The organism is Calidithermus terrae, assembly GCF_003574345.1.
Taxonomy (GTDB): Bacteria; Deinococcota; Deinococci; order Deinococcales; family Thermaceae; genus Calidithermus; species Calidithermus chliarophilus.
Window position 1 is genome coordinate 1 of sequence record NZ_QXDL01000216.1, and the last position, 6,495, is coordinate 6,495.

Annotated in this window: 4 protein-coding genes; all 4 read left to right on the plus strand. The window is 73.6% G+C overall.

Going from position 1 to position 6,495, the window contains the following annotated elements:
* On the plus strand, positions 1-1,232 hold a 1,232-nt coding region (locus Mterra_RS17680; protein WP_147372914.1), incomplete at its 5' end, for a lipid II flippase MurJ.
* Positions 1,229-2,410 carry a glycosyltransferase family 4 protein gene (locus Mterra_RS17685; RefSeq protein WP_170159726.1) on the plus strand — a complete coding sequence of 394 codons (1,182 nt, stop codon included), beginning with the start codon at positions 1,229-1,231 and terminating at the stop codon, positions 2,408-2,410. The genes Mterra_RS17680 and Mterra_RS17685, both read left to right, overlap by 4 nt.
* Before the next feature lie 28 nt (positions 2,411-2,438).
* Positions 2,439-4,298 carry an asparagine synthase (glutamine-hydrolyzing) gene (asnB, locus tag Mterra_RS17690; protein WP_119316355.1) on the plus strand — a complete coding sequence of 620 codons (1,860 nt, stop codon included), beginning with the start codon at positions 2,439-2,441 and terminating at the stop codon, positions 4,296-4,298.
* Positions 4,295-6,495, plus strand: a 2,201-nt coding sequence (locus Mterra_RS17695) for a hypothetical protein (RefSeq protein ID WP_147372915.1), incomplete at its 3' end; no start/stop codon positions are given. The genes asnB and Mterra_RS17695, both read left to right, overlap by 4 nt.

Here is a 6,495-nt window from a genome sequence, read left to right on the forward strand (position 1 = left end):
GGGAGGCGCGGGCGCTGGGGCGGGGGGTCATGCTGGTGCTGGTGGGCTCGAGCCTGGTGCTGAGCGTGGCGCTGCTGGTCAAGGCCCTGGGCGCCGCGCCCCCCTTCCGCTACTACCTGCTGGTGGTGGCGGCCGCGCCCTTGCCGGGGGTGCTGGCCTCGCTGTTGTCGTCGCTGTTCTGGAGCCGGGAGAACTACCGCGTGACCTCCATCGCCAACCTGCTGGGCAGCGGCTTGCAGGTGGCGCTGGTGTTGCTGGCCTACTGGCAGGGCTGGGGGGTGGCGGGCTACTTGCTGCTGACGCTGGCCCTGCCGGTGGCTAACTGCGTGGCGCTGCTGCTGAGCCCGGCGCAGGAGGGGCCCGAGCCCGGCCCGCGCCGTTGGTGGCCGAACCCCGCCACCGTGCGCTACTACCTCACCTTCAGCCTCCCGCTGGTGGTGATGGGGATGCTCGAGCTGGTGATGATCCAGCGTTCGGGGGTGTTCTTCCTCGAGCGCTACTCCACCGAGGCCCAGATCGGCTTCTACAGCCTGGCCTACACCATCTTCCAGCTCCTGTTCATGACCGGCTGGGCGCTGGTCAACAGCTTCTACCCCGCCATCTCCAGCAGCTTCGGGCAGGGGGACTGGGCCTCGATCCGCCACAAGATCCGGCAGGCCGGGCTGTTGAGCGCGGTGTACGCCATCCCGCTGTGCCTGGGCGGGCTGGTGACGCTGCCCGAGCTCATCGCCCTGCTCTTCGGGGCCGACAAAGCCGCGGCCGCCCACCCCGCCCAGGTGCTCTTCGTCGGGATGCTGCCGATGTGCCTGGTGGGCCTGTACGGCCTCACGCTCAACGCCATCAACCGCCCTTGGGCGGTGTTCCCCATCGGCATCGGCACCTCGCTGCTGGGCATCGCCCTGAGCGTGTGGCTGGTGCCGCAGCACGGGGCGGTGGGGGCGGCCATAGCCAACACCGTCGCCCAGGTGATCTACGCCGCGCTCAAGTACTCCCTGGTGCAGCGCCTGGCCGGGGTGGGCCTGCCGTGGGGGGTGATCGCCCAGGTCGCGCTCGTCGGCTTCGTGTGCGCTTTCTTGCTCCCGCTGCTGACGCTGCACCTCTTCCCCGGCGCGCTGGGCCTGCTGCTGGGCATCGCGCTGGCGGCGGCGTCCTACGCGACGGCGATGTGGAAGCTGGGCTACGTGGGGCGCATCGCCCAGGAGCTGGCCCCGGCCCAGGGGGGTGCGGCGTGAAGGTGCTGCACCTGGTGGGGCAATTGCTGCTGCCGAAGGACCCCGAGCACGAGCAGGCCAGCGGCGCGGTGCGGGTGGCGCTCGAGCTCGCCCGCCAGCAGGCGCGGGCCGGGCACGAGCCGTGGGTGGTGAGCGTCGGGCCCGGGGCCTGGCGGCGGGAGTGGCAGGGGGTGCGGCTGGTGCAGCTAAAGCCCCTGCCCTGGGCCCGCTGGCAGGGCCTCGACTTCCGCGCCCACCTGCCCTACGTGCTGCTGTCGCTGCGCGAGGGCTTCGACGTGGCGCACGGCCACCTCTACAGCTACCTGCGCTTCCTGCGGGCGCGGGCCCGCGTGGTGCACGTGCACCACGACCCGCTGCACGAGGGCGCGGGCGCCGACCTCGCCGCCGTCGCCCGCCACTGCGACGCCTTCGTGGCGGTGAGCCAGTTCGTGGCGCGGCGGCTCGAGCAGGGCCTGGGGAGCGCCGAGCGCGTGTACCGGGTCTACAACGCCGTGGACACCGAGCGCTTCGACCCCGCCCGCTACGCCCGCGAGCGCCTCGAGCTGCGCGGGCGCTGGGGCGTCAAGGCCGGCGACCCCGCCTGGCTCTACGCCGGGGCCGTGGTGCCGGAGAAGGGCGTGCTGCACCTGGCCCGCGCCTTCGCCCGGCTGGCCGAGCGCATCCCCCAGGCCCACCTGGTGATCGCGGGCGGCAGCGCCCTGTGGCGCCAGAGCTTCGAGCGCGAGGACCCCCAGGCCGCCTACGAGCTCGAGGTGCGCCGCGCCCTCGCCGCCGCCGAGGCCCGCGGGCAGGTGCACTGGCTGGGGGTGGTGGGCGGGGGCGAGATGCCGGCGGTCTACGCCGCCTGCGACGGGCTGGTGGTGCCTTCGGTGTGGCTCGAGCCCTTCGGGCTGGTGGCCGCCGAGGCCCTGGCCTGCGAGCGCCCGGTGGTGGCCTCGAACGTGGGGGGGCTGCCCGAGGTGGTGCAGGGCGGGGGCAAGCTGGTCCCGCCCGGCGACGAGGCCGCCCTGGAGAGCGCCCTGCGCGACCTCAGCCAGAACCCGGCCCTGCGGCAGCAGCTCGGGTCTCACGGAAGGAGGGCCATGCAGGCTTTAACCTGGGAGCAGGTCGCGGCCGAGGTCGAAGCGATTTACCGCGCCTGCCTCAACCCCCCGGCCGCCGTGGGCAGCCGGACTTAGCCAAGCATTCCCGCCCGGAGGAGCATTCATGTGCGGTTTCGTCGGATACCTCATTCCCCAAGGCAAGCCCCGCCCCGACCTGGCGGTCTGGAGCCAGATCGTGCTGCACCGCGGCCCCGACTCCGGCGGGACCTACCACGACGGCCCCGCCGGCTTCGGCTTCCGCCGCCTGGCGATCCAGGACCTCTCCGAGGCGGGCAACCAGCCCATGCAGGGCGAGCGCTTCACCTTAATGCTCAACGGCGAGGTCTACAACCAGGCCCGGCTCCGGCAGGAGCTCGCCACGCCCCCGGGCGGCTGGCGCGGGCACTCCGACACCGAGACCGTGCTGCAGGCCTTCGAGCAGTGGGGCCTCGAGCGCACCCTGGGGCGCCTCAACGGCATGTACGCCCTGGCCGTGTGGGACAAGCGCGAGCAGGAGCTCACGCTGGTGCGCGACCCGCTGGGGGTCAAGCCGCTGCTCTACCTCGAGCGCGGCGGCTCGGTCTACTTCGCCTCCGAGCTCAGGGCCCTGCGCCCCTACAGCCGGGGGCGGCTCTCGGCGCAGGGGGTGGCGCTCTACGCCGCGCTGGGCTTCGTTCCCGCGCCCTTCTCGCTGCTCGACGACGTGAAGAAGCTCCGCCCCGGCGAGGTGCGGGTCTTCGGGCGCCGGCCGCGCAGCGGCTTCATCCAGTACGGCGCCTGGCAGGAAGCCCGCGACGTCGAGCCCGGCGACCTGCGCGCGGCGGTGGAGCGGGCGGTGGAGGGGCAACTGCTCTCCGACGTGCCGGTGGGCATCTTCCTCTCGGGCGGGGTGGACTCCTCGGCCATCGCGCACGTGGTCGCCCGCGGTGGCCCCCTGGCCTCCTTCAGCCTGCGGCCGCTGCGCGGGGGCAGCCCCGAGGCCGAGCTCGACGCCGACCTCGCCGCGGCGCAGGCCAAGAAGCTGGGCCTGGAGCACCACGAGATCCCCTTCGACCCCGCCGAGGTGGCCCAAGACCCCGCCGACCTGCTCGCCCGCATGGACGAGCCGGTGCTCGAGCCCTACTTCCGCGGGGAGGTGCTGCTCTCGCAGGCCGCGCGGGCCGCCGGGGTCATCGTGGTGCTCACCGGCCACGGCGGCGACGAGGTGTTCATGGGCTACCCCACCTACCAGGCGGTGGAGAAGGGCGAGCGCTACGACCGCATCCCCCTGCTGGGCCCGGCCCTGCGGGCGGCCTCGAGCCTGCCCTTCCTCCCCGGCGACGCCCGCGACAACCTGCGCGGGGCGGCCAGCGTGTGGCGCCAGCCCTTCCTCGAGGGCTACGCCCGGCGCTCGGCGGTGCTCTTCGACGCGGCGACCGCGGCGCGGCTGGCCGGGCTGCCGGCTTCGCAGGCGGGCGAGGGCCTACGGGCGCTGCTCGAGGAGGCGCACGAGCGCGCCCAGCGCCTGCCCTCGCCGGCGGGCCGCCCCCTGCGCCCGGTGGAGCTCGCCGCCCGCATGGACCTGCTGTTCAACGTGCCCGAGCACTACAACCAGCGCCTCGACCGCGCCAGCATGAACGCGAGCGTGGAGGCGCGGGTGCCGCTGCAAGACCTCGACCTCCTCGACTGCGTGCTGCGGCTGGGCGCCGAGGCCCTGATGGACGGGGGCCTCAAGGGCCTGATGAAGCAGAGCTTCGCCGAGCTGCCCCGCGAGGTGCTGCACCGCCCCAAGCGCCACTTCCAGGCCCCCTTGCTGGGCTGGCTGCGCGAGGGCGGCGTGCTGGAGCCCTGGGCCCGTTCCCAGCTCAAGGCGCTGGGCCAGCGCCTGGGCCAGCGCCTGCCCGAGGCGCGCGTAGATTCGACCCAGGCCGCCTACCAGACCTGGAGCCTGGCCCTGCTCGAGGGCTGGGCCGAGCAGATGCAGCTCGACACGGTGCCCGCATGAGGAGAGCTTCCCTGCCAAAGCCCGGCCCCCGGTGGGCTTTCCCCCTGGGCCTGCTGCTCCTGACCCTCTGCCTCCCGCTGGCGCGGGCCCAGGGCGACGTGGCCCGCTGGGAGGGGCAGTGGAACGGCCTCGCCCTGCACGTGGCGGTGGTGGCGCGCGGCCACACCATCTCGGCCGAGGACCGGCGGGACAAGCCCTGGTGGCAGTGGGGCCGCACCAACAGCGACGTCTTCCTCTTCGGCTTCTCCCCGGGCGGCTACGACCTGATCCTCGACTTCGGGCTGCGGGTGGACCGGCCGCGGGTGCGCGTCTACGTCGTAGACCAGCGCGAGCGCGCCCAGGTGCGGGCCCTGGCCGGGCAGTACATCCTCCCCGGCACCCACAAGCAGGTCATCGAGCTGTGGCCGCGCGACGAGAACGAGGACTGGCTGCTGCGCGACGGGCGGCCCAACTTCGACCTCGAGGGCCTCGTGCCCAGCGACGAGCAGCAGGGCCTGATGTTCGGGCTCAGCGTGGCCGCCAACCCCAGCCGCCCCGGCGAGCCGCTGTGGCACACCACCCGCATCGTCAACGACGCCTCCGCCGACCGCGGCTACTCGCGCTTCGGCGCGGGGGTGCGCTCCGACCCCGCCGTTCCCTTCGTGCTGGCCGAGCCCCTGCTGCCGAGCTTCCCCTACCTCAGCGTGGTGCAGGGCTTCGACCCCTTCGGCGAGAACCGCCCCATGGTCTACGAGCTCAACACCCACGCCTTCCGCACCACCTGGTCGGGCTTCCAGAGCGCGGGGGTCTTCTCCTTCAACTCCAAGTCCTTCCCCCCCTACACCGACTTCGAGGCCCCCTTCGCCTGGTACCGCTTCAACCGCACCGCCCCCGACCCCAAGTACGCCGACCTGGTGGTGCGCGCCGACTACTGGCCCCAGAAGAGCCTCTTCGGCCCCGAGGTCTACCGCACGACCCGCTCGGCCTTCCGCATGAGCTGGAAGGCCGACGACCCCGTCCACTGGCGCTACTCGCTCACCGTCGCCGGCAACCACGAGATGCGCACGCGGGTCAAGGTGGGCGACCAGGAGGTGCTGGCGGTGCCCTACTGGGACTACCCCGCCTGGGTGGCGACGAAGAGCTGGAAGGCGGTGACGCTGGTGGAGGCGACGCAGGGCGAGCCCGGCTCGGAGGGCATCTACGACTACTCGGTGGAGGACACGCCCGAGCTGGCCTACTGGGTCAACGGCCTGCGCGACGCGCCGCCCCCCGGCTACGACCAGCCCTACATCGAGTTCCCCCAGATCCACCCCCAGCGGCTGGCCGAGGGCTTCCGCGGCGAGTACAGCATGGCCTACAACCGCGCGCCCGGGATCTACTTCTCGCCCGTGGACCGGCGGGTGCACCTCAAGGGGGCCCAGGCCGGGGTCTGGAACCTGGGCCAGGGCCAGGTGCTGCGCAGCTACAACCTCGAGCCCGACGACTACATCGACAGTTGGGTGCGCGAGCGGGTGCCGCTGCAGAAGGGCCCGGTGGTCATCGCCAAGCCGGGCGAGCCGGTTGAGCGGCTGCACTACCTGTCCGGCTTCCTCATCTACTCCGGCCCCTCCGGGGCGGTGGTGCGCCGCAGCACGGCCGAGCTGCACGGCCTCGAGCTGCCCGTGCCCACCAACCGCGAGACCTGGCAGCCGTGGGCCAGCCGCCTGCCGGGGCTCGAGGGCGGCCGCGACCCCCGCCGCCTGGACAGTTGGCTCGGCCCGCTGGGCGGGGCCACCCTGCTGCAAGACCCCGGCGCCCGGCTGAGCGAGGTGCAGCGCACCCCCGAGGGCCTGCGCCTGGTGCTGCGGAGCGAGGGGAGGGGCCGCGGGAGCCTCGCGCCCGGGCGGGCGGGCACCTACGTGCTGCGCTACGCCGCGGCCACCGGCCGCTGGAGCCTGGAGGAGAGCCCCCCGCCCCGCCTGATGGCCCGCCTGAAGAGCCGCCCGCTGCGCGAGCTCTACCCCACGGTGCTCGAGCTCGAGGTGCACAACCAGGGCGGCGTGACCTGGGCCGGGCCGGCCGAGCTCGTGGCGTTGCGCACCAACCGGTGGGGCAAGGTCGAGCCGGAGGTGCTCAAGCGCTGGGAGCGGCTGGAACTGCCCGGCCAGCGCACCTTCCGCGAGGCCATCCCCTGGGCCCCCCGCGCGGCCGGCCCCGAGGAGGTGGTGCTGGTGGTGGG